20 protein-coding genes are annotated in these 22961 nt (G+C 70.3%); 8 read left to right on the forward strand and 12 right to left on the reverse strand.

Annotated elements, in window-relative coordinates; genetic code table 11:
- Positions 1 to 92 precede the first annotated feature (92 nt).
- The 3 genes from ACZ60E_RS00805 to ACZ60E_RS00815 all read left to right on the forward strand — a co-directional run bounded on the left by ACZ60E_RS00805 (position 93) and on the right by ACZ60E_RS00815 (position 3110).
- Positions 93 to 1649, forward strand: coding sequence for a hypothetical protein (locus ACZ60E_RS00805; RefSeq protein WP_469436642.1), 1557 nt, complete (start codon positions 93 to 95; stop codon positions 1647 to 1649).
- A 232-nt stretch (positions 1650 to 1881) separates the two neighbouring features.
- On the forward strand, positions 1882 to 2544 hold the full coding sequence (locus ACZ60E_RS00810; protein WP_384802830.1) for a YceI family protein: 663 nt from the start codon (positions 1882 to 1884) through the stop codon (positions 2542 to 2544).
- 119 nt (positions 2545 to 2663) lie between these two features.
- Entirely contained in the window at positions 2664 to 3110 is a 447-nt protein-coding gene (locus ACZ60E_RS00815; RefSeq protein ID WP_469436645.1) for an ATP-binding protein, read from the forward strand.
- A 27-nt stretch (positions 3111 to 3137) separates the two neighbouring features.
- On the opposite strand, the gene ACZ60E_RS00820 is transcribed toward ACZ60E_RS00815, so the two are convergent.
- From ACZ60E_RS00820 to ACZ60E_RS00845, 6 genes are all read right to left on the reverse strand, one after another.
- Positions 3138 to 4376 carry a GDSL-type esterase/lipase family protein gene (locus ACZ60E_RS00820; protein ID WP_469436648.1) on the reverse strand — a complete coding sequence of 413 codons (1239 nt, stop codon included), beginning with the start codon at positions 4374 to 4376 and terminating at the stop codon, positions 3138 to 3140.
- A gap of 45 nt (positions 4377 to 4421) precedes the next feature.
- Entirely contained in the window at positions 4422 to 4991 is a 570-nt protein-coding gene (locus ACZ60E_RS00825) for a TetR/AcrR family transcriptional regulator (RefSeq protein ID WP_469436650.1), read from the reverse strand.
- Positions 4992 to 5204: 213 nt separating this feature from the next.
- Positions 5205 to 6140 (reverse strand): hydroxymethylbilane synthase, encoded by a 936-nt coding sequence (hemC, locus tag ACZ60E_RS00830; protein ID WP_469436653.1) that lies wholly within the window; start codon positions 6138 to 6140, stop codon positions 5205 to 5207.
- Between the two features lie 54 nt (positions 6141 to 6194).
- On the reverse strand, positions 6195 to 6416 hold the full coding sequence (locus ACZ60E_RS00835; RefSeq protein ID WP_384802817.1) for a hypothetical protein: 222 nt from the start codon (positions 6414 to 6416) through the stop codon (positions 6195 to 6197).
- Positions 6417 to 6701: 285 nt separating this feature from the next.
- Positions 6702 to 7361, reverse strand: coding sequence for a fasciclin domain-containing protein (locus ACZ60E_RS00840; protein WP_384802814.1), 660 nt, complete (start codon positions 7359 to 7361; stop codon positions 6702 to 6704).
- A 98-nt stretch (positions 7362 to 7459) separates the two neighbouring features.
- Complete coding sequence (locus ACZ60E_RS00845; protein WP_469436659.1) at positions 7460 to 9076, reverse strand: sulfite oxidase; 1617 nt, start codon at positions 9074 to 9076, stop codon at positions 7460 to 7462.
- A gap of 143 nt (positions 9077 to 9219) precedes the next feature.
- Between ACZ60E_RS00845 and ACZ60E_RS00850 the strand changes: the two genes are divergently transcribed.
- The gene (locus tag ACZ60E_RS00850; RefSeq protein ID WP_469436661.1) at positions 9220 to 9597 is read left to right on the forward strand and encodes a DUF952 domain-containing protein; all 378 of its coding nucleotides are present in this window, start codon (positions 9220 to 9222) and stop codon (positions 9595 to 9597) included.
- On the opposite strand, the gene ACZ60E_RS00855 is transcribed toward ACZ60E_RS00850, so the two are convergent.
- On the reverse strand, positions 9567 to 10172 hold the full coding sequence (locus ACZ60E_RS00855) for a CGNR zinc finger domain-containing protein (RefSeq protein ID WP_469436664.1): 606 nt from the start codon (positions 10170 to 10172) through the stop codon (positions 9567 to 9569). The genes ACZ60E_RS00850 and ACZ60E_RS00855 overlap by 31 nt on opposite strands.
- A gap of 49 nt (positions 10173 to 10221) precedes the next feature.
- Between ACZ60E_RS00855 and ACZ60E_RS00860 the strand changes: the two genes are divergently transcribed.
- From ACZ60E_RS00860 to ACZ60E_RS00875, 4 genes are all read left to right on the forward strand, one after another.
- Positions 10222 to 11052, forward strand: coding sequence for an AzlC family ABC transporter permease (locus ACZ60E_RS00860; protein WP_469436666.1), 831 nt, complete (start codon positions 10222 to 10224; stop codon positions 11050 to 11052).
- Entirely contained in the window at positions 11049 to 11366 is a 318-nt protein-coding gene (locus tag ACZ60E_RS00865; protein WP_469436669.1) for an AzlD domain-containing protein, read from the forward strand. Before ACZ60E_RS00860 ends, ACZ60E_RS00865 begins: the two co-directional genes overlap by 4 nt.
- Positions 11367 to 11462: 96 nt before the next feature.
- Positions 11463 to 12434 (forward strand): pyridoxal-phosphate dependent enzyme, encoded by a 972-nt coding sequence (locus tag ACZ60E_RS00870; protein WP_469436672.1) that lies wholly within the window; start codon positions 11463 to 11465, stop codon positions 12432 to 12434.
- Between the two features lie 60 nt (positions 12435 to 12494).
- Entirely contained in the window at positions 12495 to 14039 is a 1545-nt protein-coding gene (locus tag ACZ60E_RS00875) for a CYTH and CHAD domain-containing protein (RefSeq protein WP_469436675.1), read from the forward strand.
- A 41-nt stretch (positions 14040 to 14080) separates the two neighbouring features.
- Here ACZ60E_RS00875 and ACZ60E_RS00880 read toward each other — a convergent pair whose 3' ends face one another.
- The 5 genes from ACZ60E_RS00880 to ACZ60E_RS00900 form a co-directional block, all read right to left on the reverse strand.
- Positions 14081 to 17014, reverse strand: a complete 2934-nt coding sequence (locus tag ACZ60E_RS00880; protein ID WP_469436677.1) for a SpoIIE family protein phosphatase — start codon at positions 17012 to 17014, stop codon at positions 14081 to 14083.
- A 176-nt stretch (positions 17015 to 17190) separates the two neighbouring features.
- Positions 17191 to 19659, reverse strand: a complete 2469-nt coding sequence (locus ACZ60E_RS00885; protein WP_469436679.1) for a CBM35 domain-containing protein — start codon at positions 19657 to 19659, stop codon at positions 17191 to 17193.
- 124 nt (positions 19660 to 19783) lie between these two features.
- Positions 19784 to 20650: a carbohydrate ABC transporter permease gene (locus ACZ60E_RS00890; protein ID WP_469436682.1), complete on the reverse strand. Its 867-nt coding sequence runs from the start codon at positions 20648 to 20650 to the stop codon at positions 19784 to 19786.
- On the reverse strand, positions 20647 to 21585 hold the full coding sequence (locus tag ACZ60E_RS00895; protein WP_453792118.1) for a carbohydrate ABC transporter permease: 939 nt from the start codon (positions 21583 to 21585) through the stop codon (positions 20647 to 20649). The genes ACZ60E_RS00890 and ACZ60E_RS00895 overlap by 4 nt, the downstream gene beginning before the upstream one ends.
- Positions 21586 to 21604: 19 nt before the next feature.
- Positions 21605 to 22957, reverse strand: a complete 1353-nt coding sequence (locus ACZ60E_RS00900; protein ID WP_469436685.1) for an ABC transporter substrate-binding protein — start codon at positions 22955 to 22957, stop codon at positions 21605 to 21607.
- Positions 22958 to 22961 lie beyond the last annotated feature (4 nt).

The raw sequence follows: 22961 nt of genomic DNA on the forward strand, positions 1-22961 counted from the left end.
CGGGTCGCCGCTTCCTCTTGTCGCCATCTTATGGCTGACCGTACGCTGACAAGTCATAGAACTTCGGACGTGATTGACCGGGGGAAACCGTCATGTCCTGGCAGCACCATGACTTCAGCGACGGATTCGTCGTACCGCCGATGCCGACCGCGCCACCGCCCGCGCCCGCGGACGGCTGGAGAGCCGCCGGAGTGGCGCTCCTGAACCTCAGCGGAATGGGCCTCGGGTACGCGCTGGTGCGCCGCTGGTGGCTGATGGCCGCCTGCTGGGTCGCGACCGCGCTCCTGCTCCTGGTGGCGCTGCCCGCGGACCCGGACGGTGTGCCCGGCGGAGCCCTCGTCGCGTACGTCGTCCTTCTCGCGCTCGCGGCCGTCCACGGTGCGGTCGTGGGGCTGCGGACCCGGCTGATGTGGCCGCCGGCGGCCTGGGTCGCCGTCGTCCTCGGCATCGTGCTCCTCGCCGTGCCCGCAGGAGGTGTCGCCCTGTACGGCGGCGCACGCGACGAAGCCACCGAACAGATGCTCCTGGACCGCCTGGAGCGCGCGGACAAACTGGTCCGGGCGGCAGGAAGGCAGCAGTTCGGGAACGCGGAGTCCGACTACCGCAGGGCCCTGACCGTCTACAGCGGTCTGCGCAGCGACCACCCCGGCTCGCGGGCGGCCGAGCGGGTCCCCGACCGGCTCAAGACCTACTACACCACCGTCGCCTCCGCCTACGGGGAGAAGAACTACTGCACCGCGGTGGCGCCCCTGAAGTACCTGCGCACGGTCCCGCGCACCATGGACGAGAAGGACCTCGGCACACTGGCGAAATGGCCCGACGACCGGCTGGCCACCTCGCTCTACGAGTGCGGCGCGCAGTCCCTGTCCGGCGGATCCGCGGACTGGGCGACGCACTACGGCGAACTGCTCAGGACCTTCCCGCAGTCCGAACAGAGCGCGAAGGTGGGCCCCTCGGTCGGGACGGCCGTCGACAAGGCCGTGAAGGACGTGCGCGGAGACGAGCCCTGCAAGGCCGTCGAGCGCCTCGAATCCCTCAACTCCCAGATCGTCGGACTGCCGGGAGAGGACGCCGGACAGACCCAGGCCCTCACCAAGAACGCCGACCGCGCGGAGAAGAGCGCGGAGGCGGGTACGTACGACTGCGGAGTGGACCAGTACAAGGACGGCAGTTTCGCCGAGGCCGTCACCACCATGAACGACTTCGTCAAGAACGCCGGTGGGCACAAGAACGTGGCCCGCGCCAAGAAGATCGTCATCGCCGCCGAGGTCGCCCAGACCGTGCCCGCCGCGGGCAAGCGCCTGCCGACCACGGCGTCCGGTGGCAACATCTCCGTCACCGTCAAGAACGACAGTCCCGACGACATCACCGTGCTGTACACGGGCCCGGTGACAGGCAGCTTCACTCTCAGGGCCTGCGGGAAGTGCACCTCCTACTCCCTGACCAGCACGATCACGCTGGGCTTCAAGCCGTGCAGCGACAGCGGCAAGAACTACCCCCAGCGGACCATCCGGCTGCCCGTCGGTACGACGTACTTCGTGCACAAATCGAAGAGCGGTCTCGGAAAGTCCCCGGCCTCGGACACCGCCAAACTGTCGTCCGGCTACATCTACACCGAATGCGCGTACACGACGAAGTACGGCTACTGACCCGACATCAGAAGGGCGATATGCGCTGGGCGCCTGAATTGCGCTGATCCCGGGGCGGATCCGTGCGGGCCAGGCACTCAGTGCCTTCTGCGGGCCTGGTGACAGGTGTGTGGATTCTGTGACCCATTGGCCGGGCGAGGATGCCGGGCCAATCGGCGGGTACGAATCCGGTAAACTCGTGGATCTTGGTTTGGCTTGCATACATATCTATTGCGCAATAGCTGGGTGAGTCATGAATCTTTTTAATCGAGGTGCCTCTCCGCGTCGCTCGGCCACCCTCGTCGAACCGCAACGGCCCGACGGGCCACCCGATTTCCCCCCGGTCGGCCAGTCGGAACCGGACCTGAGAACCCTGACCGGTAACTGGGTCATCGACCCCGCGCACAGCCGGATCGGCTTCTCCGTCCGGCACGCCATGGTCACGACCGTGCGGGGCGCCTTCACGGACTACCAGAGCCGCCTCTTCTTCGACGGCCGCGACCCGTCCCGCTCGGGTGCCGAGATCATCCTGTCCACCGCCAGCGTCGACACGGGCGTGGACCAGCGCGACAGCCATGTGTCCGGCCGTGACTTCCTGGACTCCGGCGCCTATCCGCACATGCGCTTCCTCAGCACCGCCGTGAAACTGGCGGCCCCCGACGTCTACCGGATGACCGGCGACCTCACCATCAAGGACATGACGCGTCCCGTCGTCCTCGAACTCACCTACATCGGGTACGTCACCGACCCGTTCGGCTACGAGCGCGTCGGCTTCGACGGCACCACCACCATCAACCGCTCCGAGTGGGGCCTGACCTACAACACCAGGCTGGCCGAGGGCGGCGCCATGGTGAGCGACAAGGTCCGCCTCCAGCTGGACATCGCGGCCATCCGCACCACCCCGCAGCCCGGCTGAACATCCGACGGACGCCCTCGCGCGGCCCCTCGATGCCTGGTTGCATGCCTGGTTGCGTGCCTGCCGGGTACCTGGTTCGTGGACATGCAGGTACGGACCGCGGGAACAGGAGTGATTCGGTGGGGGTCAAGGCGATGGGCTGGGCGCATTCGTTTCCGGTGTCGGGCGGTGTGCGCGCCGGACGGGAGTGGACGCGGGAGCATCTGGAGTCCCTGCAGTGGACCGCGGACGAGCCGGACACGGTGGACGCCGTCGTGCTGACCGTCTCCGAACTGCTCACCAACGCCCACATCCACGCGCGCAGCGACGCGCATCTGGTACTCACCTGGGACGGCGACTGCCTCCATGTGAGCGTCCACGACGAGGACCCGACGCTGCCGCGACAGCGGGACCCGGAGTCCGGTGACGTGTCCGGCCGAGGGGTGGGGATCGTACGGATGCTCGCCGACGAGTGGGAGATGCGCTGCCAGCGGCACGGCAAGGTCGTGACCGCCTGCTTCCGCCCGGCCGGTGCCGACGCGGGGGACGAGCATCTGTGGGGTGACCGCGCGGGCGAGGACCGCTGAGGTCTCGGCGACGGCCGTTGCCGGGTGTCAGGCCTCGTGCGGCGCGAAGGCGCCTTCGGCGGTGAAGACCTCTGCCGCGAAGCGTTCGCCGATACGGCGATGGGTGGCCGCGTCCGGGTGGAGCGCGTCGGGCAGCGGCAGTTCGGCGAAGTCGGCCTCGCCGTAGAGGCGGAGCCCGTCCAGGTGGTGGAGGTTCGGGTCCTCCTTCGACCGCTGGGCCACGATCCTGGCCAGCTCGTCCCGGATGACGCGCAGCGTCAGTTTCCCGGCCGCCGTCTCCGCCGGATCACCCATGGCCACGAACTTCAACAGGCCCTCACTCATGTGGGCCAGGTCCGGGGCGCTCGGACCGGGAGTGTCCTCGTGGATGGGGCACAGGATCGGCGAGACGACCAACAGCGGTGTGTCCGGGTGGCCTTCGCGGATCGTGTCGAGGAAACCGTGCACGGCCGGGGTGAACGCCCGCATGCGCATCGCGTCGGCGTTGACCACGTTGATGCCGATCTTGACGCTGATCAGGTCGGCGGGGGTGTCCCGGAGCGTGCGGGCGGTGAACGGGTCGAGCATCGCGCTGCCGCCGAGGCCCAAGTTGATCAGCTCCACACCGCCGAGGGAGGCGGCGAGGGCCGGCCAGATCGAGGTCGGCCCGGCGGCGTCGGAACCGTGGCTGATGGAGCTGCCGTGGTGCAGCCACACCCTGCGTCCCCGGTCGGTCGCGGGCTCGACCGGGGCGTCGGTGCGCAGGGCGACCAGCTCGGTGGTCTCGTTGTGCGGCAGCCAGATCTCGATGTCCTTGGCGTCGCCGCTGTTGCCCTTGGGCAGGTCGGTGAAGCGGACGGTGCCCACCGGGCCGGTCCGCAGTTCGGCGCTGCCCGTGGTCATGTCGACGGTCAGGGTGTTGCCGTCCCGCACACTGCCCCGGTCGGCCAGGACCCCGTCGACGAGCAGTTCGTACACGCCGTCCGGGCGGGGCGGGGCGCCCGTGTAGACGCGCTTGGTGGGCAGCGTGTCCAGTTCGACGGTGGTGGCCCGGGTGCGGAAGGCCAGCCGTACGCCCGAGGGCTGGGACTCGGCCATGGCCAGCTGGCCGTCGGCGTACTGGGCGCGGACCCAGGCGGGCAGCCGGTGCGGCAGCACGCCGTGCTCGGTGCGTTCCAGGTCGAGGGCGCCTCGGAGGAGGTCCGCGGTGATGGGCGTGGTGATCCAGTCGGCTGAGCCGTCAGGTGTGCTGTCGGTCGGGGTGGCTGAGGTGTTCTCGCTGCGCATGGCTTCGACCTTGTCGATTCGGGGGGGCTTGCCGGGCGGGACTGCCTACTGGGCGGGCCAGTTCCGCAGGAGTGCGTCGAGGGCGTCGAGGATCCTGGTCCAGGTCTCCTGGGAGTCCGGGGCGCTGTGGCTGAATCCGCCGCTCAGCTCCAGGCTGACGTAACCGTGGAAGACACTGCCCAGGAGGCGGACCGCGTGGGTCTGGTCCGGTTCCGTGAGGTCGTAACCGCGCAGGATGGCCCGGGTCATCTGCGCGTGCCTGCCTCCGGCGCTGGCGGCGGCGGCCTCGGGGGTGAGCTTGAGCTGGGCGGCGGCGTAGCGGCCGGGATGCTCTCTCGCGTAGTCGCGGTAGACGTCCGCCAGGGCGATCAGGGCGTCCTTGCCGGCGCGTCCGGCCAGGGCGGTGGCGCCTCGGTCTGCGAGCTCTTCCAGGGCGAGCAGGGCGATGCCGGTCTTGAGGTCCTGGGAGTTCTTCAGGTGCGAGTAGAGGCTGGCCACCTTTACGTCGAATCTTCTGGCCAGGGCGGAGACTGTGACCTGGTCGAAGCCGGCTTCGTCTGCGAGGTCTGCGCCTGCTTGGATCAGGCGCTTTGTCGTCAGGCCTGCGCGGGCCATGGGGGTCCTCCCGTTTGTAGGGCTCGATTATGCATTTACCTAAAAGGTTTAGGCAAATGGTCGAGCCCTACAGGGAGGGGGTGCCTCCGGCGGGGGTGTTGTCGGGTGCGGGTCGGTGGGGGCTGAGCGCGCAGTTCCCCGCGCCCCTAAATGCTGAAAGCCACAAGATTGCGCCGTTCCCCGCGCCCCTGGCCGGTCGGCTGCCCCCGCTTGTCAGTGGGGGATCGTGTCGATCAGGTCTCGGGCGCCCTGGCGTAGGAGGGCTACTGCCACTGAGGTGCCCAGGGTGGCGGGGTCCAGGCGGCCGGCCCATTCGTGGGCGTTGAGTTGGGTCTTGCCGTCCGGGGTGAACACGCAGGCGCGCAGGGACAGTTCACCGCGCGGCTCCGCCGTTGCGAAACCGGCGATCGGCGAGTTGCAGTGGCCCTGGAGGACGTGCAGGAACATGCGTTCGGCGGTGGCCTCGCGATGGGTGGCCGGGTCGCCGAGCGCACTGACGGCGTCGATGACCGTGGTGTCGTCCTTCCTGCACTGGAGGGCCAGGATGCCCGCGCCGATCGGCGGCATCATCGTCTCGGGGGAGAGGATCTCGGTGATCACATCGGTGCGTTCGATGCGCTCAAGGCCCGAGACCGCGAGCAGCAGCGCGTCCGCCTCACCGGCGGCGAGCTTCGCCAGGCGCCGGTTCGCGTTGCCCCGGAACGGCACGCACTGCAGGTGCGGACGGGAGGCGGCGAGCTGCGCGACACGGCGTACGGAGGAGGTCCCGATCCGTGTGCCGGGCGGGAGTTCGTCGAGGGTGAGCCCGCCCGGGTGGATCAGCGCGTCCCGGATGTCGTCCCGCTTGAGGAACGCGGCGAACATCGTGCCCGCCGGAAGCGGGCGGTCGGCGGGTACGTCCTTGACGCAGTGCACCGCCAGATCGGCCTCGCCCGCGAGGAGCGCGGCGTCGACCTCCTTGGTGAACGCCCCCTTGCCCTCGACCTGGGAGAGGTCGCCCATCCACTTGTCGCCGGTCGTCTTCACGGGGACGACCTCGGTACGCGTTCCGGGGTGGAGCGCGGCCAGTTCGGCCCGTACGCGCGCCACCTGCGCCAGGGCCATGGGCGAGTCGCGGGAGACGATGCGGATCAGCTCGGGAGCGTGCATACGCCCCACGATAGACCGTGCGGCACACGGGAAGTGCGCCTTGCCCGTACGGGCTCAGCGGCCGGGATGATCCGGGTCGTCCTCGGCCGACGGCAGGACGTTGGAGCCCTCGGCCCAGTGGTTGACCCAGCCGCAGTACGAGCACGCGTAGCGGTTGTTGAGGCCGCTCACCTTGGCACCGCACTGGCGGCAGTCCGTCGTGGTGATCTCCGCGCCGGGCGACGCGGCCGTGGCGGCGTCGCGTGGCCCGGATTCCGGAGACCGCTCCTGCGTCATGCAGGCAGAGTACCCGCGGGTGCCGGATCCACCGGAAGGGTCATCACACCGGGCGGCACGTCGGTCATCACAACGGACACCGGGCAGGGGTGGGGGGGGCGCGGGGGGGCGCCCCCCCCCCCCCCCGCCCCCCCCCCCCCCCGCCCCCGGCCCCCCCCCACGCCCCCCGCCCCGGGGGGGGGGGGGCGCCCCCCTCCGGCCCCCCCCACCCCTGTCTCCTCCCCGTCACGGGAGAGCCCGGCGGCCGGCCGCCGTCCCCAAAGGGCGGCCGGCTGGGAAGGTCCGTCAGCTGGTGGGCATCAGGACCGTGTCGATGATGTAGACGTTGGCGTTGGCGGTCTTCACGTTGCCGCAGACGACCTTCGCGGAGTCGTTCACCTTGTAGGACTCGCCCGAACCGGAGGTCGTCAGCTTCGACTTCTCCAGCGTCGGGAAGGAGCCGTTCTCCAGGTCCTTCGGAGCGAGCTTCTGACCCACGACGTGGTACGTGAGGATCTTCGTCAGCATGGCCTTGTCGGCGAGGACCTTGTCCAGGTCGGCCTTCGGGATCTTCGCGAAGGCGTCGTTGGTCGGCGCGAACACCGTGATGTCCTTGGCGTTGTTGAGGGTGTCGACCAGACCGGCCTTCTTCACGGCCGTCACCAGGGTGGACAGGGCCGGGTTGTTGGAGGCGGCCGTGGCGACCGGGTCCTGGGCCATGCCGTCGAACGAACCGGAACCGCTCTTCGGGACCGTGGCACAGCCCGGACCGAACGGCTCGTCCTTCGAAGCGGTGTCGCCCGAACCGGCCATGCTGTCGTCGGACTCGGTGGCGGCGGCCGACGCCTTGCTGGAGGAGTCCGACTTGGCGGAGTCGCTGCCGCTGTCGGAGCAGGCGCTGAGGGACAGCGGGAGAACGGTGGCCGCGGCCACGATCACGGCGATACGGCTGATGCGAGTGTTCATGGTGTTTCTCCTATGAGTTGACACAGCCGTGGCTGCGTTCATTCGGGGGTGGGAAATGTGGCTAGGGGCGGGGGGACGGGGGGAGTTGGCTCTGGGTGTCACTCGACGGTCACCACGACCGAGTGCCGGCCGCTCGCGCCGTCGGGGACGGTTCCTGTGCGCTTCTCGGTCTGCACCGTGCCGGTGCGGTCCGTGGCCCGGACGGTGAGGGTGTGACCGCCCTCGGTGGCCGGCCAGTCGTAGGACCACTGACGCCAGGTGTCGCGGGAGTCCTCGGCGGCGAGCCGGGCCTCCTGCCAGGGGCCGTCGTCGACCCGGACCTCGACCTTGTCGATGCCGCGGTGCTGTGCCCAGGCGACCCCCGCGACCATGACCGAACCGGCCTTGGGGCGGGCGAACGGCTTGGGGGTGTCGATCCGGGACTGGGTCTTGATGGGTGCCTGCCGCGCCCAGTCCCGCTTGACCCAGTAGGCGTCGTAGTCGTCGAACGAGGTGAGTTCGATGTCCTTGATCCACTTGCAGGCCGAGACGTAACCGAACAGGCCGGGCACCAGCATCCGGACCGGGAAGCCGTGGGCGAAGGGGAGCGGTTCCCCGTTCATCCCGACCGCGAGGAGTGCGTCGCGGCCGTCCATGACGTCCTCGACCGGGCTGCCGATCGTCATGCCGTCGACGGAACGGGACACCAGCTGGTCGGCACGGCCACCCTTGGAGGGCGGTTTCACCCCGCACTCGGCCAGCAGGTCGGCGAGCCGTACGCCGATCCAGCGGGCGTTGCCCACGTACGGGCCGCCGACCTCGTTCGACACGCAGGTGAGCGTGATGTCGCGCTCGATCAGTTCGCGCCGCAGCAGGTCGTCGAAGGTGAGGGTGACCGGTCGGGTGACCCCCTTGCCGTGGATCCGCAGCTTCCAGGTGGTCGCGTCCACCTTGGGCACCACGAGTGCGGTGTCCACACGGTAGAAGTCCTTGTTCGGGGTGGTGAAAGGACTCACGTCACGGATCCGCAGCTGCGCGCCCTTGGGAATCGCGTCCGCGCGGGAGGCCGGGGCGGGCAGTACGACGTCCGCCCGTGAGGCCGCCGCTTCGCGGCTCTTGGAACCGCTCAGGGCGCGGCCCAGCAGTCCGGTACCGGCCGACGCGGCGGCGGCAGCGGTCGCCAGGATCACGAAGCCCCGGCGGTCCCAGCCGTCGTCACGGGACGAGTCGTCCCGCGCCGATCCGGTCTCGTCGGGCGCCCGGCCCCGGATCTGGAGCCTGCCGATCAGGAAGTACAGCAGCGCCGCCGCGACCACCGCGCCCACCACGGAGGGCAGCGCGTCGGTGATGCCGGTCGAGTCGGGCCGGCTGAGCGCCGCCGCCGCCCCGACCACACCGAAAAGCAGAACTCCGGCGGCACCGGTCCGCCGGTACCGCAGAGCGAATACACCCAGTGCGATCGCGAACAGCACCAGTGCGGCAAGAATCCCGAGCTGCAGGACCAGTTTGTCGTTGGTGCCGAAATTCCGGATCGCCCAGTCCTTCACGGGCGTGGGAGTGCGGTCGATCGCCGCACCACCGACCGCGATGACGGGACCGGCCTGCGGGCGCACCCCCGCGGCCACCAGTTCGGCGACGGCGAGCGCGGCGAAACCCGCCAGCAGGCCGCTGAGCGCACCGAGCGCCGGCCGCACCAGCCTGCGGGTAATTCGCGTTTGCTTCTTGTCGTCCGTCACGTGGGGAATCCGGTCCTGAATGCTGCGCGGATTGGTCGATCACCCGATCCGGCGCACTTCTTTTTCAGACCAATCCGCGGGCTCCCCGGCTACGGATTAAGCAAATTTAGGTCTGCGGATTTCCGCTGTTGTATAACCGGATCATGATCTATCACGTAGTGCCGCTCGGTGAGTGGAGCGCCCGCCCCGAGGCCCCGTACGCGCCCGCTTCCCTTGCCCGGGACGGTTTCATCCACTGCGCTCCCGACGAGGAGACCGCGCTGGCCGTCGTGAACGCCTTCTACCGGGCCTCGCCCAGGCCGCTGCTCGCGCTGGTCCTCGACGAGGCCCGGCTCACGGCACGGCTGGAGTTCGAAGCGGCGGACCCCACCCCGCCGCCCGGCGTCGGCGGGGACGTCCTGTTCCCCCATCTGTTCGGTCCCGTGAACCGGGACGCCGTCGAGCGCGTCCTGGAGATCCGGTGGGACGACGACGGCCGGGCGGTGGGCCTTCAGCCCCGGGAGCCGCGCGAGCGTTCGTAGTGCCGCCGCACCCGCTCACGGTTGCCGCAGTCGCCGGACCGGCACCACCGCCGGGTGTGACTGCGGCTGCGGTCGAGGAAGAACCACCCGCAGCCCGGCCCCTGGCACCGCCGGATCGGGGCCGGCGGCCCGGACAGCAGCTCCGTGGCCTCCAGCGTCAGTAGCCGTACGGCGTCCATCGGGCCCGTGACGTCCAGCTCGGGGCGCAGGGGCAGGGCCGACGTGAACTCCGCCCGCTGCCAGGCGTCCAGGAAGAAGCCGCGCACCACGGCCAGGTCCTCACGGCGGGGCGGGCGGTCGTCCACCGCGGAGTCGAGCAGTCGGTGCAGAGCCGTCCTCAACCGCCGAGCCGCCCGCAGCGCGTCCGCGGCGGAGTCCGGGTCCTCCGCGGCGGCGGCCAGGAGCGCGTCGACCCGGTCGGCGGTCAGCAGGCCGCTCGCGCCCGCCCAGGTGAGGAGCGCCGCGGGATCGGACACGTGGTCGGCCGTACGCCGTTCGTCGAGCCGCCACGCGATCGTGTTGGCGAAGTCCAGCACCACGTGACCGCCGATCAGTGCCGACGCGGTCGTTTCCATGCCACGCATTCTAATACCCATAGATGCTGATGACTGTTAGCCTCGTGATATGGACCGGTCACCTCCGCAAGCCAAGGGCTCCGAACCGGCGCCGACAGCGACGGCGTCGGTCCAGGGGACGGCCGGTGACTCCCGTCGGGAGGGTTTCGTCGCGGGCATCAAGGTCGGTACGGGCCTGGCCGCGGCCGCTTTCGTCCTGGCCGTCACCTTCGGAGCGTTCGCCCGCACGGAGGGCTGGGGAGTCCTCGCCCCCATCGTCTGCTCCCTCGTCGTGTTCTCCGGGTCCGCCCAGTTCGCCCTCGCCACCGCGCTGGCGGGCGGCGGTGGAGTGCCGACGGCCATCGCGGCGGCGGCGCTGATCAACGGCCGCTTCATCCCGATGGGCGTGGCCGTGGCCAAGGACCTGCGCGGTGGCCGCATCCGCCGGGCACTGGAGGGCCAGGCCGTCGTGGACGGCTCCTGGGTGGCCGCCCATCTGGGCGGTGGCCGCTTCGACCGCTGGAAACTGTTCGGCGCCACCGCCGTGCAGTGGCCCGCATGGGTGGCGGGCACCGCCCTGGGCGTCGTCATGGCCCCACCGGAGAGCCTGGTGGAGTCGCTCGGCCTCGATCTCGTCTTCCCGGCCTTCTTCCTGCTGCTCCTGCTCGACGAGCTAAGGGGGTCACAGGCGGCACGCGGGGCAGCGGCGCTGGGCGCGTGCCTCGCCGCCGTGCTGGTCATCTGGGTACCGGCCGGTCTCGCGCTGCTGGGGGCGAGCGCGGCGGCCCTGCTCGGGTTGCGCAAGGGCCTCGTACCGCGGGACACGCGGGATGCGAGGGATACGCGCGGCACTCGCGACTCGCACGGCTCTCGCGACACGAAGGAGGCGGGCGGATCGTGAACCAGTGGCATCTGTGGTCGGCCATCATCTGCGTCGCGCTGATCAGTTTCGCGTTCAAGGCGGCGGGGCCCGCGGTCCTCGGCGACCGGCAGTTGCCCGCGGCGGCGCGCGGTGTCATCGCGCTGCTCGCGCCGGTGCTGCTCGCCGGACTCCTCGTCGTCGACGTGGCGGGCCCGCGGTGGACGGCGCTGGACGGACCGCTGCTCCTCGGACTCGCCACGGTGGTGGTCGCACGGCTGTCACGGGCACCGATGCTGCTCGCGATCCTCGCCGGCATGGCCGCCACGGCGCTCATCAGACTGGTGTGGGGCTGACGGACCGCCCCGACGGACCGCCCCCGACCGTAGAACTCTCCCTGTATCAACACCTATCGACGTATCAACACCTATCGACATCACGGAGCCGCCGGCATGTCCGAACCGATCACCCCGCTCTCGCTCGGCACCTGGCCCACCCCGGTCGAGCCGATGCCCAGGCTGGCGGCCGCACTCGGTCTCGGGCGGGACGACCTGTTCATCAAGAGGGACGACCTCACGGGACTCGGTGGCGGCGGCAACAAGATCCGCAAGCTGGAATGGACGGTCGCCGAAGCGCTCGCGAACGGCGCCGACACGCTCGTCACCACCGGTGCTCCGCAGAGCAACCACGCCCGGCTCACCGCCGCTGCCGCCGCCCGCCTCGGTCTGCGCGCCGTGCTGGTGTTCCCGGGCGAACGGGGGACGGCCCGCTCCGGCAATCTCGTACTGGACGCGTTCCTCGGTGCCGAGATCGTGTTCAGCGGGGTGACGGGACAGGAGGCGCTGGCGGACGCCGCCTCGCGGGTCTGCGACCGGCTGCGTTCGGAGGGGGCACGCCCGGCGCTGCTCCCGTTCGGCGGTTCGAGCGCGCTGTCGGCCCGCGGTTACGTGCGCTGCGGCGAGGAGTTGATGTCCCAGGTCCCCGGTCTGCGGACCGCCGTCGTCGCCCTGGGGTCCGGGGCCACGATGGCCGGCCTCGTCGCGAGCCTGGGCGTGGAGCGCACCCTCGGCGTCGACGTGGGAGCCGTGGACGACGCCCGCCTGCGGGTCGAGTCGTTCGCCGTCCCGCACGCCCCGGACGTCCGCGCCGACGATCTGCGCATCGACCGCGGTCACATCGGCGCCGGCTACGCGAGCCTCGGCAGGAGCGTCGAGGAGGCGATGACACTGAGCGCCCGACTGGAGGGAGTCGTCCTCGACCCCACGTACACCGGGCGTGCGATGGCGGGACTCGTCGCGGCGGCCCGGCGCGGCGAGATCGTTCCGGGTGACCGGACCGTCTTCCTCCACACCGGCGGGCTCCCCGGGCTGTTCGGGCACGCGGAGGCGCTGGCGTTCGCCGACGACATGCACCGGACCGGCTGAATACGGGGTGGCTTGTCCCGAGTCGTGTTTCGTTCGGCGGATTGTGTCTACCGGTACTACATGGTCCAGTCGATGCGAGAGACAGAACGAAAGTACGAGGTTCCTTCACCCGCGGACACCTCCTGGCTGCCCGAGTTGGAGCGTGTGGACGGGGTCGCGGCCGTCGTCGACCGCAGCCCCGAGGAGTTGGACGCGGTCTACTACGACACCGACGATCTCCGCCTGTCCGGTTCCTCGGCCGTGCTGCGCCGCAGGACCGGTGGCACCGACGCCGGTTGGCATCTCAAGCTGCCGCTGTCGGGCGACAGCCGCGAGGAGATCCGCTCGGCCCTCACCGACACCGTCCCGGACGCCCTGCTCGACCTGACCAGGTCCCGCACCCGCGGGGCGGAGCTGACCCCGGTGGTCCGTATCCGCTCAACACGCGAGGTACGCCACCTCGTTGACGCCGACGGCACGACGCGTGCCGAGCTGTGCGTCGACTCGGTCCGCGCGGAGTCCCTGCGCGCCGACGGCAGGCATGCGGCGTGGAACGAGCTGGAGGTCGAGCTGGCCGAGGACGCCGACCCCGCCCTCCTCGACGCCGTGGAGAAGAAGCTGCGCAAGAAGGGGATCGCGCGGGCGCACTCCCCGTCCAAGCTGGTCCGGGCCCTGGACGAGACCGTGACCACCACGGCCGAAGCAGCCGCCGCACCCCACGGGTCCGCCGGCCCGGACGACGATTCTGCGGGCGCCCAGGTCCTCGCGTACGTGCGGGAGCAGATCCGCGCCCTGACCGCCCTCGACCCGGCCGTGCGACGCAACAGGCCCGACTCGGTGCACAGGATGCGGGTCGCCTGCCGTCGTCTGCGCAGCTGTCTGCGGTCCTACCGGTCCGTCCTCGACCGCGACGTCACCGACGTGGTCCGCGGCGAACTGAAGTGGCTGGCCGGCGAACTGGGCGCCGAACGCGACCAGGAAGTACTGATGGAGCGGCTCAGCGGCGAGATCGAGGCCCTGCCGGAGGAACTGGTCCTCGGCCCCGTCGGAGCACGGCTGCGGGTGTGGAACGTCGTCGACAGCACGGAGTCCCATCTGCGCAGCCTCGACGCGCTGGGCTCGCGACGCTACCTCGACCTGCTCGACTCCCTCGCCGTGCTGCTGGAGCACCCGCCGCTGCGGGCCAAGGCCGCCAAGGACGCCGAGCAGGTCATGGCCAAGGCCGTCCTCAAGGAGTACGGGCGACTGGACGCGCGCATGACCGACGCCCTGGAGCTGTCGCCCGGCCCCGAACGCGATGTGGCCCTCCACGAGGCCCGCAAGGCGGCCAAGAAGGTCCGCTACGCGACGGAGGTGGCCCGTCCGGCCCTGGGGAAACCGGCGAAGAGCCTGGGTAAGCGGGTCAAGGCGGTGCAGAAGGTCCTCGGCGACCATCAGGACAGCGTGGTGGCCCGGGTTGCTCTCAGGGACCTCGCCGTCACCGCCCAGACCGCGGGCGAGGCCGGCTTCACCTGGGGCCTGCTGTACGGCACCGAGCAGGCCCGCGCGGAGAACAGGGAACGGGAGCTGCCCGCGGTCTGGGAACTGGCTTCGGATCCCGTCACGCGCGAGAAGATCGGCCGATAGGAAACCCCGACAGCGGAACCCGCGGCAGAGCCCCCGTGCCGCTACGGGCCCGTGCCCCCGGCGGAGGTGCCGGAATCCCCGGACAGCAGGGCGTCCAGATCGTCCACGAACAGGTCCGGGTCGAACGTCAGGCCCTGGGCGTCGGGCGCCGGGTCCGCGTCGCCGTCCGGGCCGAGCAGCCCCTGCTCGGTCCAGATGCACTTGCCCGTCCGCGTGTACCGCACCCCCCAGCGCTCGGAGAGCGCCGTGACCAGCTGCAGTCCGCGCCCTCCCTCGTCGCTCTCGGAAGCGCGGCGGATCCGCGGCATGGTCAGGCTGCCGTCGAAGACCTCGCAGATCAGCTCGGCGCCGTACAACAGCCGTAGCCGCACGGGTCCCTTGGCGTGGCGGACGACATTGCCCACCAGCTCGCTGACCAGGAGTTCCGTGGCCGGTACGAGGTCGTCCAGGCCCCAGTCGGCCAGTTGTCCGCGGACATGGCGGCGGGCCTGGCCGGCCGCCTTCGGGTCCTTGGGGAGCGGCCAGGCCGCCATCCTGTCCTCGGGCAGCGCGTGCAGACGGGCGACGAGGAACGCCGCGTCGTCGGCCGCCTGCTGGTCGGCCGGCAGCAGACCGGCCGTCAGCGTGTCGCAGAGGCGCTCCAGATCCGCGTCGGTGCCGTCCTCGTGGGTGGTGTGCAGGAGCCGCGCCAGGTCGGCCATCCCCGCGTCGATGTCCCGCTTCGCCGACTCGACCAGGCCGTCGGTGTAGAGCACCAGCAGACTGCCCTCGGGCACCGTGATCTCGACCGTCTCGAACGGCGGCTTCGCCGCGCCCAGCGGCGGATCGGCGGCCGGCTCCGGGAAGTGGACGCTGCCGTCGGGGTGCACCAGGGCCGGCGGCGGATGGCCCGCACGGGCGATGGAACAGGTCCGGGTGGTGGAGTCGTAGAGCGCGTACAGACAGGTGGCGTACGACTCCTCGTTCATGCCGCCGACGATGTCGTTCAGGTGGCTCATGATCTCGTCGGGGGGCAGTTCGAGGTCGGCCAGGGTGTGCACGGCGGTGCGCAGCCGGCCCATGGTGGCGGCCTCGGGCAGGCCGTGGCCCATGACGTCGCCGACGACGAGGGCGACCTGGCCGCCGGAGAGCGGGATGATGTCGTACCAGTCGCCGCCCACGTCCATGCCCTGGCCCGCGGGGAGATAGCGGGCGGCGGCCGTGCACGCGGCCAGTTCGGGCAGCCCCTGGGGGAGCAGGCTGCGCTGGAGTTCGCGGGACCGGGCGTGTTCGGCGTCGTACAGCCGCGCCCGTTCCAGGGCCTGGGCGACGAGGGCGCTGATCGTGGTCAGCAGGGTGCGTTCCTCGTCGGTGAGCAGGCGCGGCCGGTCGAAGGAGATGACGCATACGCCGAACGTGTGCCCGGACGCGGCCAGCGGCAGGAACGCCCAGGCCTGTTTGCCGGCCCGGGTGGGCATGTCGACGCGGGTCGGCGAGTGCGCGGCGAACTCCGCCGCGGAGGACAGGAACAGCGGGGTGCCGGACATGATCGGCTCCCAGGCCGGGTCGCCGGGGCCGCGGGGGCGGCTGTCCAGCTGGGCCAGGAACTCGTCCGGGTAGCCGACGGATCCGACGTGGTGGAGCCGGTCGCCCTCGACGACCTGCATCAGCAGCCCGGTGGCGGCGAACGGCGGCAGCACGCGCCGGGCGACCGCCTCCACCACGTCCTGGGTGGTCGTCGCCTTGGCGAGATCCGTGGTCAGCTCAGCGATCCGGGCCGCCCGTTCGGCCGTGGCGAGCTCGGCCGACCGGCGTTCCTCGGCCTGGCGCCGTTTGTCGGTCACGTCGGTGAAGTAGAGGGTGCGGCCGTCGGGTCCCGGGACCAGCCGCAGGTGGTAGAGGGTCCCGGTGTCGGGCGTGCGGACGTCGAAGCCGACGGGCGTCTCCTGGGCCGCGGCCTCCCGGCAGCGCGCCTCAAGGCCGGGGATCCGCCGGGCGGAGGGGAGGTCCCACAGGACGCGCCCGAACAGCTCCTCCTCGGAGAAGCCCAGGGTGCGTTCGGCCTCCAGGTTGGCGAAGGTGATCCGCCACCGCTCGTCCACGGACAGGAAGCCGTCGCTCATATGGCGCAGGGCCCGGCTGAGGGCGTCACGGGCGGTGCGGGACTCGTTGCTCTCCCAGCCCACGCCGATCATCCGCAGGGCCTCGCCCCCGTCGTCGTACGTGGCCCGGCCACGGGCCCGGGTCCAGCCGTACGAGCCGTCCAGCCGCCGTACCCGGTACTCGGCCTCGAACACGGTGTGGTCGCGGATCGCCCGCTGCGCCGCCGCGAGCGTGAAAGGCAGGTCGTCGGGGTGGACGATCCGCATCCAGTTCTCGATCCGCCCGGTGAAGTCGGCGGGCCTGGTGCCGTACAGCTCCAGGGCCGCCTCGTCCCAGATCAGCTCGCCGGTACGGATGTCCCAGTCCCACGAACCGACGCTGACCTCCTTGAGCGCCTGCCGCAGACGTTCCCCGTGCAGCTCGGTGTGGACGGGCCCGGACGGCATCGGCGCCTGGAGGATGCGCTCCTCGGCCCAGCCGACGACGGCCCGCAGGAAGTCCCACTGCTCGGGGGTGGGTTCGCCCCGGTCGCCCGTCAGCAGGGTGAGCGCGCCGATGCGGCGGTTCTCGCTGGACACCGGCAGGGCGGCGAGACCGGACCCGGTCCGGAAGGCGTCGCCGGAGCCCCTTGGGACCCACACGCCGTTGCCCTGGTGGAGTGCCAGGGCCGGGGCGGACGGCCCCTCCTGGTCGACGATCTCCCATGAACGGGTGAGGGCGGACGGCAGGCCGACCGCCGACACCAGCCGCAGGGCGGACATGGGCCCGCGCAGGTGGATCGCCCCACCCAGCGCGCCCAGCTCTCCCATCGCGTGCTGGAGCGCCAGCCGGAAGACCTCGCTTTCCGTGGCACCGGGGGCCACCGTGCCGAGAAGATCCAGCCGTGCGTTCATATTGCGAACCTTAACGCTCCGACCTCACCTGAAACCTTGCTTCGCAGGTCTCTTACGCCGGCCCCCGGCAGGACAGCCCCGAGGGTGCCCTGAAGGGGCGCGGGTAACGGTGTGACAAGCCACGACGCACCCGCGCCCAAGGAGCCGGCCTCCCGGTGGAGCCACACGCGGAGCGCTCAGCCGACGACGCGGCCCAGTTCGATCCGGTCGATGTCCGGTGCCCAGGCGCTCGCGTTCGCGAAGGTCACCTTGTTGGAGCCCTTCCTCAGGTCCACGGGGATGCTCAGCGTCCAGTAGTCGTGCCATCCCCAGGTGTTCTTGAAGGTGGCTCTGACGGGAGCGGCGGTGCCCACCGTGATGTCGGCCGTACGGGACATGATGTCCGTGTTGTAGGCGTGGCCGTTGTCGCGCCGGTCGTTGTGCGCGTAGTGGACGACCAGGACATGGCGGCCGGCCTTCGGGGCGTCCACGGTGAACTCGGCGGTGCTGGACGCGCTGTTGCCGAGGTCGCCGATGTACGAACCGGCGGAGGCGTACGCGGAGTCGACGAGCCTGGCCCCGCCCGCCAGGGTCGCCGAGGCACCCTCGTAGGAGAGCGTGCCGATCGTCGAACCGGCCCCGGAGACGTCGAGCGAGCGGACGGCGGCCTGGTGGGCCGTGGCCCGGACGCGGTTGTTGCCCGCCACGAGATACAGCCGCAGTGGCTGTCCGGGCGCAGCCGTCACCGTCTCCCCGTGCAGGTCGAGCCGGACCGCCGCCGAGGCCTGCGGGACCACCGTGTAGTACCCGTCGCGGGGTGCGTAGACGTCGAAGACGGCCTGGTCGCCCGCGCGCAGGATCAGGGCGCCCGTGCCGACACCGGCGGAGGAGGAGTAGTCGAAGGACGGCTTCCCGCCGAGGTCCGCCAGCGTGGCCTCGTACGAGGCGGACGGCTCGGCGGCGGTACGGGCGGTCAGGTCGACGCGGTCGAGGGTGACCTCGGCGTCGCCCTTGGCCAGGGTCAGGACATGGGTGCCGGCGGACAGCTCGACGGTCAGGTCCTTCTTGGCGCGGTAGGTCCAGTTCTCGGTGGAGGGATAGCTGACCGTGACCGGGTCCCGGCCGTCGACCGACAGTTTCTGCGTGGCCGGTGTCCCGGACTGGTTGCCGTACAGGATCGCCAGGTCGTACGTCCCCGCCTTCGGGACCGTCACCGTGAAGTCGACCTTGCTGGTGGCCGTGTTGAGCGAACCGACGTCCTTCGTCCCGGAAGCCGCGTAACCGTTGGCGTTGCCGACCGTGCCCTGGGTGTACACCTGACCGCCGGTGATGGCCGCGTCCTCGGCCTCGTACGAGCCGGTCCACGGGACGACGGGGGTGGACGGGGTGTCCGAGCCGCCCGGCGTCAGGACGATCCGGTAGGCGGACATCTTGTGCAGGCCGCGCAGCGGGACGGTCACCGAGCCGTCGGCCGCCACCTGGACCTTCGTCCGTGCGAGCACGCGCGGCGCCGCGTGCCGGCCCTCGTAACCGGACCAGGCGGCCTCGGCGACGGTCGCGGTGACCGTGCCGCCGAAGACGGACCGCGAGACGTTCCGGACCACGACGTCGGAGTCACCGGCGGAACCGCCGAGCAGGACCTGCGCCTGACGCCTCGTCGTGTCGTACGAGGCCAGGCCCTGAAGGGTGTCGATCGTGTTGGCCTGCGGAGGGGTCACCTTGACGGTGTCGCCGGTGAGTCCCGCGTACCAACGGAAGAACCACCAGCCGCCGTTGGGGATGTTCGAGCGCACCACGTTGCCGTCGAGGTTGCCGGCCGCGTCCCAGTAGGCCTGGTTGGCGTACACCTTGTTCCGTTCGAACATCGATACCCACTGGGCGAGTTGCCCGGGCACCGACAGGTCGCGGCGGTTGGCGTACTCGTCGATATTGATCTTCAGCGGTGCGATGCCGAGGCCGCGTTCGACGGAGCGGTAGGTGTCGTAGTGCCCCTGGAAGTCCCGGAGGGAGCCGGAACCCAGCTCGTGCCAGGTCATGACCTGGGGGAGCACGTTCTCCCGTTTCGCGAAGGCGAGGAAGTCGGTCAACAGGCGTGTGTGGTACGCGGATTCGTTCGGTCCGGCGATCCTCGCATCGGGGTCGACCGCGCGTATTCGCCGGTACACCGTCTTCCAGTCCTTGAAGAACCGGTCGCGGTTGGTCTCGTACTGGGCCTGGTCGGAGGTGCCGAGGTTGTACCAGATCTGGTCGGGTTCGTTGAAGGGGATGTAGACGAACCGCTCGCTGTTGGGGTCCGCCGCCACCTCCTTCACGATCTTGTCGACCTTGGGCAGATAGTCGTCGATGCCGAGATCCTCGTACGGCCACTTGGCATAGATGTCCTGCATCATCACGTTGATCTCGCCGCCGCCGTTGCGGAAGAACGACCTGGAGACCGTGAGCGCGTCCCCGTTGGGATGCTGGGCGCCGCCCTCCGGCTTCTGCGAGATGCTGGTGATCTTCAGGGGTGCCAGCGCGGCGTCACTGGGCACGCCGTCGTCGCTGAGCCCGTACAGCGTGCCGTTGGCGCCGCGCATCACCGGGCCCTCGGAGGCGGTCAGATCGACGGTGACGCGCTGCGGCGCGGCGGCGGCCGTGGCCCCCGACGCGGGAAGGGTGCCTGCCATGGTGCTGACTCCAAGTACGGCGGTGAGCAGGGCGATCCGGGTGCGGGACCCGCTGCGGGATCTCGTACGAAGGGGAGTGGGGGAGGGGGTGCGGGTGGGGGTGATCACGCGGTCGGACCTCCGGTCATTTGACGGCTCCACTGGTGATTCCGGACACGATGCTTCGCTGCGCCACCAGGAAGATGGCGACCATGGGCAGGCTCATCACCACGACGTACGCGAAGACGAGATGCCAGTTGTTGAGGTAGAGCTGCGCGCTGGCGACCTTGTAGAGGTTGAGCGGCAGGGGCGCCCGCTCTCCGCCGCCGAGGACGAAGAAGGCGTAGAAGATGTCGCTCCAGGCGTAGAGCGTCACCATGATCGTGGCGGTGGCGATGACCGGTCTGAGCAGCGGCAGCACGATCCGCAGGAAGATCCGCAGCGGCTTCGCGCCGTCCATCCGCGCGGCCTCCTCCAGCTCCGGCGGGACGGCCCGGATGAAGCCGGTCATGAAGAAGATCGACGTGGAGAGGTACATCCCGGTGTAGACGGCGATCATGCCGGGCCGGGTGCCCGCGAGACCGAGCTGCCGCAGCTCCATCACGACGGTGATGACGGCGGGCGGCAGCAGCAGCCCGCTGATGCACAGCGCGTACGCAGCCGACACCAGCTTGGACTCGCGGCGCGCGAAGACCCAGGCCGCGCCGGCGCCGAGAACCAGCACGAGGACGACCGAAGGCACCACGACCAGAAGGGAGTTGAGGAAACCACGCAGCATCTCGCCCTGGCCGACGGCGTCTTCGTAGTTGGCCGCGGGCTGCCACTGCCGGGGCAGGTCCAGGTTCGGCCGGACGGCCTCGGCCTGCGGCTTGGCGGAGGTGACGGCGACCAGCCACAGCGGTACGCCGACGGCGAGGGCGGCGAGCAGCAGGACGAGCGCGGGACGGCCGTAGCGCCACACGGGACGCGTGGCGGACGGACGCCTGACGGCATGAACCACCCCGGTGCTCACAGCAGTTGCTCCCTTCGGCGCAGTCCGACGACGAGCGGGATCGCGACGGCGACCACGACCAGGAAGAGGACGAGACTCATCGCGGAGGCCTGGGCGTAGAGGCCCTGTCCGAAGATCCGGAACATGTAGATGTTGAAGACCTCGGTGGAGGCGGCCGGGCCGCCGCCCGTGGTGGCCTGCACGATGTCGAAGGTGTTCATCGAGCCGATCAGCGCCGTGGTGACGTTGAAGGTGACGGCGGGTGCCAGCATCGGCCAGCGGACCGACCGGAAGGTCCGCCACGGCCCGGCGCCGTCACACTTCGCCGCTTCCAGCATCTCGCCGGGGATGCCCTTGAGTCCGGCCAGATAGATCAGCATGGACAGGCCCATCCACTTCCAGCCGTGGATGACGGTGACCAGGACGAGCGTCCAGGTCGTCGAGCCCAGCCAGGGGATGTCGGTGCCGAGGACGCCGTTGACCGCGCCGTCCTGGTCCAGCAGGGCCTGGAAGACATAGCCGGTCGCGAGCGCCGAGATCAGCACGGGCAGGAAGAAGACGGCCCGGAAGAACCGGTTGAAGCGGCTGTCCGCCTCCAGCAGCAGCGCAAGGGCCAGCCCGAAGCCGTTCTGGAAGAGCGCGGCCAGGACGGCGTACAGGAGGGTCGTGCGGATCGCCCGCAGCAGGGAGCCGTCGTCGGCGATGGTCCTGAAGTTGTCGAGGCCCGTGAAGGCGATGTCCGGGTGGTACGAGGACCAATCGGTGAACGGGTAGTAGAAGTTGAGCAGGTTCGGCACCAGGAAGAAGGCCGTGAAGACGGCGATCGCGGGGAGGGCGAACCACCACGGATGGTGGACGGCGTTGCGGGACAGCCGCCCCGCTCTCCTCTCCCCGCTCTTCCCGGCGGGCGCCGGATGTCGCGCGCGCCCACGTGTGCGTACAGCCGTGTCCGCCATCAGAAGCCCCTCAGCGTCGTCAGCGTCCCTGGGATCTCTGGAAGCCGGGTGCGCCCTGGGCCTTGGCCACCTGGGTGAACTGGTCCTGGATCGCCTGGGCGACCTGCCGCGGGTTCTTCTTCCCGTAGATCATGTCGGCGAGGTACAGATGGGTGTCGGGGGCGACGATCGCCTTGGCCTGGAAGACGCCGATGGCCGTGGGCAGCGCCTCGACCTGGGCCGTCGAGGCCTGGGGGAGGCCCGCGGGGGTCGGCACGGACGGCTGGACCGAGGGGATCTTCATCGCCTTGATGTAGTCGGCGTAGTCGGGGCCCAGCCAGAAGGCCATGAACTGCCGGGAGGCGTTCTGCCGCTTCTCGTCACCGGTCCTGAACGCCACGACACCGTTGGTCTGGTCGGGCGAGTACATGCCGGTGGCGGAGGAGTTGGCGATCGGGAACCAGCCGATCCTCTCGTCGATCTCGGCCGTGGAGTACTTGGCCTGCAACTGGCTCTGGAAGGACGTGACGTTGAGGACCATGCCGGACTCACCCTTCCAGAGGGAGTCGGCCTGCCCGGTGAAGGTGCCGGTCCGGTAGTTCTTCTGCGCGAGCCCCGCGTCGAGCAGCTTCTCCTTGTACTTCTTGATGGCGCCGACCACCACCGGGTCGGTCCACTTCTCCTTGTTCTCGTTGAGGCCGGCCCACCACTCCTTGTCGAGATCGGTGAGCTGGACCTGCATCTGCCACTGCATGGGCCACTTGTCGCCGCCCGCCTCGTAGAAGCCGGCCGCGTCGGTCCTGTCCCTGACGGTCCGGCCGAGCGCGAGCAGTTCGTCGTACGACTTCGGGAAGTCCTTCTCGGAGAGCCCGGCCTCCTTGAAGACGTCCTTGTTGTAGTAGACGCCGAGCATGGCGGGACTGGTGACGATCGCCGCGTACCGCTTGCCGTCGATGACACCCAATGACTGCTCCGTGTCGCCGAGTTCGGAGACCCACTCCTCGCCGTCGAGGGGGAGCAGGTTCTGCTTCGGCTGGATGAACGGCAGCGTGGAGACGGACGGCTGCCAGAACATCAGGTCCGGCTTGTCGCCCGAGGCGAGCTTGGTCGGCACGTTCTGCTCGTACAGGTCCGGGACGGCCTGTGTCCCGACCTGGGCGCCGGTGGCCTTCTCGAAGGCGTCGACGACCTGCTTGGGCGCGTTGAGCGTGTTCTGCGCGGTCCACATGGTCAGCTTCACGCCGTCCAGACGGGCCGTCGGGTCGACCTTCGCCTGCTTGCCGTCCGGACCGGCCGGGGAACCGGAGTCCCCGGCGGTGGGGTCACTGCACGCGGTGGCGGACAGGGCGGCGGCGCATATCAACGCCAGCGCGGGCAGGGCTCTTCTCTTCATGACG

The sequence above is a fragment of the Streptomyces sp. NPDC102514 genome (assembly GCF_055584525.1).

Bases quoted from the DNA above. Each gene is read 5' to 3' on its own strand.
- ACZ60E_RS00805 (WP_469436642.1), top strand. From the start codon at position 93: ATGTCCTGGCAGCACCATGACTTCAGCGACGGATTCGTCGTACCGCCG.
- ACZ60E_RS00810 (WP_384802830.1), top strand. From the start codon at position 1,882: ATGAATCTTTTTAATCGAGGTGCCTCTCCGCGTCGCTCGGCCACCCTC.
- ACZ60E_RS00820 (WP_469436648.1), bottom strand. From the start codon at position 4,376: ATGCGCAGCGAGAACACCTCAGCCACCCCGACCGACAGCACACCTGAC.
- ACZ60E_RS00825 (WP_469436650.1), bottom strand. From the start codon at position 4,991: ATGGCCCGCGCAGGCCTGACGACAAAGCGCCTGATCCAAGCAGGCGCA.
- hemC (WP_469436653.1), bottom strand. From the start codon at position 6,140: ATGCACGCTCCCGAGCTGATCCGCATCGTCTCCCGCGACTCGCCCATG.
- ACZ60E_RS00835 (WP_384802817.1), bottom strand. From the start codon at position 6,416: ATGACGCAGGAGCGGTCTCCGGAATCCGGGCCACGCGACGCCGCCACG.
- ACZ60E_RS00840 (WP_384802814.1), bottom strand. From the start codon at position 7,361: ATGAACACTCGCATCAGCCGTATCGCCGTGATCGTGGCCGCGGCCACC.
- ACZ60E_RS00850 (WP_469436661.1), top strand. From the start codon at position 9,220: ATGATCTATCACGTAGTGCCGCTCGGTGAGTGGAGCGCCCGCCCCGAG.
- ACZ60E_RS00855 (WP_469436664.1), bottom strand. From the start codon at position 10,172: ATGGAAACGACCGCGTCGGCACTGATCGGCGGTCACGTGGTGCTGGAC.
- ACZ60E_RS00860 (WP_469436666.1), top strand. From the start codon at position 10,222: ATGGACCGGTCACCTCCGCAAGCCAAGGGCTCCGAACCGGCGCCGACA.
- ACZ60E_RS00870 (WP_469436672.1), top strand. From the start codon at position 11,463: ATGTCCGAACCGATCACCCCGCTCTCGCTCGGCACCTGGCCCACCCCG.
- ACZ60E_RS00875 (WP_469436675.1), top strand. From the start codon at position 12,495: ATGGTCCAGTCGATGCGAGAGACAGAACGAAAGTACGAGGTTCCTTCA.
- ACZ60E_RS00880 (WP_469436677.1), bottom strand. From the start codon at position 17,014: ATGAACGCACGGCTGGATCTTCTCGGCACGGTGGCCCCCGGTGCCACG.
- ACZ60E_RS00885 (WP_469436679.1), bottom strand. From the start codon at position 19,659: ATGGCAGGCACCCTTCCCGCGTCGGGGGCCACGGCCGCCGCCGCGCCG.
- ACZ60E_RS00895 (WP_453792118.1), bottom strand. From the start codon at position 21,585: ATGGCGGACACGGCTGTACGCACACGTGGGCGCGCGCGACATCCGGCG.
- ACZ60E_RS00900 (WP_469436685.1), bottom strand. From the start codon at position 22,957: ATGAAGAGAAGAGCCCTGCCCGCGCTGGCGTTGATATGCGCCGCCGCC.